The following is a 1,992-nucleotide window of genomic DNA, read 5'->3' on the forward strand; positions in this document are numbered from 1 at the left end:
AAGCCATGGAGGGGCCGATGGCCGTCTCCCATGGCAAGGAGGCCCTCAAGCAGAAGGGTCAGTGGTGGCAAGAGAACCACGAAGTCCATGGCGGCTCGGTCGAAGGCCCCTATGTCAACGGCGACCAGTTCGCAGTGCGCTTCAAGTTTGACATAACGCCCAAGGCTACGGGCGAGCGTGTCACCATGGATGAGGTCGGCGTGTACACGGTCAAGAACGGCAAGATCACCGAAGAGCGCTTCTACTATTGAGGCCGGAAATAATACCGGACTCGGGGAGCCTGCTCGCTTCGCTGCAGGCTTGAAAATAAGCATGGCGGCCGGGACGATAGCCCGGCCGCATGTGAGAGTTCAAATTGTCTTCACGTACTCTGCCAGCTGATCCGCCACAGTGCCCCAGCCATCGAAGAAGCCCATCTCTTCGTGGTTCTTGCGGGTCGCTTCGTCGCGGTGGATAGCGGTGGCGGTGTAGCGCGTACCCTTGCCGTCCGGCTGCAAGGAAATGACCGCGGTGATAAACGGCGCCCCTGACGGCCGATAACCCGGCAGCAGCGCATCCGTCCACACCAACCTCTCGTTCGGCACGATTTCCAGATAGCAGCAATGGCGGTCGCTGACCTCCTTGCCGTCAGGCGACTGCATGCGCGTGCGAAACAGCCCGCCCGGCCTGAGGTCGATCTCGCAGTCGGTGACCATCCATGGCTTCGGCGTGAACCATTGCTTGACATGGGCAGGGGTCGTCCAGGCCTTCCACAACAACTCGCGCGGCGCATCGACGACACGCTCCAGCACGAGGTCCAGCCTGGGATCCGGCTTGAACGGATAGCTCATGTGTCTTTCTCCTTCAGGGTCATCACATAGGCGTCGAACTGGTCGAGGCGGCGCTCCCACAGCGTGCGCTGTTCGGCCAGCCAGTTTTCGGCAAGCTTCAGCGGCTCGGGCGCCAGTTGATAGGTTCGGACCCGGCCGGTCTTTTCCGAGCGCACCAGTCCGCAGCCTTCGAGGACCCTGAGATGCTCGATGAAGGAGGGCAGGGCCATGTCGAAAGGCTGCGCGAGTTCGCTGACCGAGGCGGGGCTGCGGTTCAGCCGCTCGACCACGCGTCGCCGCGTCGGGTCGGACAGGGCGCGAAAGATGCCGTCGATCGGTGGCGGCGTTTGTATCGCGGATTGCAGACTTGTCATGGCGATCACCGCTCGACACGATAGGTGAGCACCACGGCGCCGTTGGCGAAGGCGCGTGTGTCGACCAGCCTGAGGTCCGTCGCGTCCTCGGTCCTGTCGAAAAGCTGCGCGCCGCTGCCGAGTATGACCGGAAACACCATCAACCGGTATTCATCGACAAGGTCGTGCTGCTTGAGCGCGTTGACCAGCGTGCGGCTGCCGCCAACGACGATATCGCCTTTCAGACCCTGCTTGAGTTTGCGGATGGCGGCCATCGGCTCGCCTTGAAGGACTGTCGTGTTGTTCCAGGCCGGGGTCTTCACCGTCGTCGACACCACATATTTCGGCATGCTGTTCATCCGGTCCGCAAAGGCGCCTTTGTAGGTCGGCCAGGCGTCGGCGAAGCTTTCATAGGTCACCCGGCCGATCAGCAGCGCTTCGTGGTCCAGTACCTCTTGGAATTTGTACTCGATCTGTCCGGCCTCGTGCCGCTTGCCGACCCAGTTGGTGTGCCGGTAGCCCGGCTCGCCTCCCGGCGCTTCCATCACGCCATCAATGGAGATGAATTCCGATACAACGATCCTGGCCATGGTCATTCCCTTCCGGCTTTGGCCATTACTTAGGAAAATTCCTTAGTGTTGGCAACAGCCAAAATTCGAAGGATGTCAACCAGGGGTGCTGGCAAAGCGGGACGGGCGGTTCTAGGCTGGGAGCGGATTCGACTGTCAGTTTGGGGAAGTGCGCTTGACGATCACGATGTACGGCATCACCACCTGCGACACGATCAGGAAGGCACGCGTCTGGCTGGAAGGTCATGATGTGCCCTATCG

General features: G+C 61.2%; 4 protein-coding genes and 1 pseudogene. 2 read left to right on the forward strand and 3 right to left on the reverse strand.

Annotated features, from left to right (window positions below; genetic code table 11):
• Positions 1–251: SnoaL-like domain-containing protein (locus ACXJ7R_RS31160; RefSeq protein ID WP_457155161.1), on the forward strand; the 251-nt coding region annotated here is incomplete at its 5' end.
• Positions 252–350: 99 nt separating this feature from the next.
• On the opposite strand, the gene ACXJ7R_RS31165 is transcribed toward ACXJ7R_RS31160, so the two are convergent.
• The 3 genes from ACXJ7R_RS31165 to ACXJ7R_RS31175 are packed head-to-tail and all read right to left on the reverse strand — an operon-like array spanning position 351 to position 1,752.
• Positions 351–830 carry an SRPBCC family protein gene (locus ACXJ7R_RS31165; RefSeq protein WP_457155162.1) on the reverse strand — a complete coding sequence of 160 codons (480 nt, stop codon included), beginning with the start codon at positions 828–830 and terminating at the stop codon, positions 351–353.
• Positions 827–1,183 carry an ArsR/SmtB family transcription factor gene (locus ACXJ7R_RS31170; RefSeq protein WP_457155163.1) on the reverse strand — a complete coding sequence of 119 codons (357 nt, stop codon included), beginning with the start codon at positions 1,181–1,183 and terminating at the stop codon, positions 827–829. Before ACXJ7R_RS31170 ends, ACXJ7R_RS31165 begins: the two co-directional genes overlap by 4 nt.
• Before the next feature lie 5 nt (positions 1,184–1,188).
• Positions 1,189–1,752 carry a dihydrofolate reductase family protein gene (locus ACXJ7R_RS31175; RefSeq protein ID WP_457155164.1) on the reverse strand — a complete coding sequence of 188 codons (564 nt, stop codon included), beginning with the start codon at positions 1,750–1,752 and terminating at the stop codon, positions 1,189–1,191.
• Positions 1,753–1,906: 154 nt separating this feature from the next.
• Between ACXJ7R_RS31175 and ACXJ7R_RS31180 the strand changes: the two are divergent.
• A pseudogene (locus ACXJ7R_RS31180) lies at positions 1,907–1,992 on the forward strand (arsenate reductase); the annotation flags it as partial.

The organism is Mesorhizobium sp. P5_C1, assembly GCF_054049815.1.

Bases quoted from the DNA above. Each gene is read 5' to 3' on its own strand.
- ACXJ7R_RS31175 (WP_457155164.1), bottom strand. From the start codon at position 1,752: ATGGCCAGGATCGTTGTATCGGAATTCATCTCCATTGATGGCGTGATG.
- ACXJ7R_RS31165 (WP_457155162.1), bottom strand. From the start codon at position 830: ATGAGCTATCCGTTCAAGCCGGATCCCAGGCTGGACCTCGTGCTGGAG.
- ACXJ7R_RS31170 (WP_457155163.1), bottom strand. From the start codon at position 1,183: ATGACAAGTCTGCAATCCGCGATACAAACGCCGCCACCGATCGACGGC.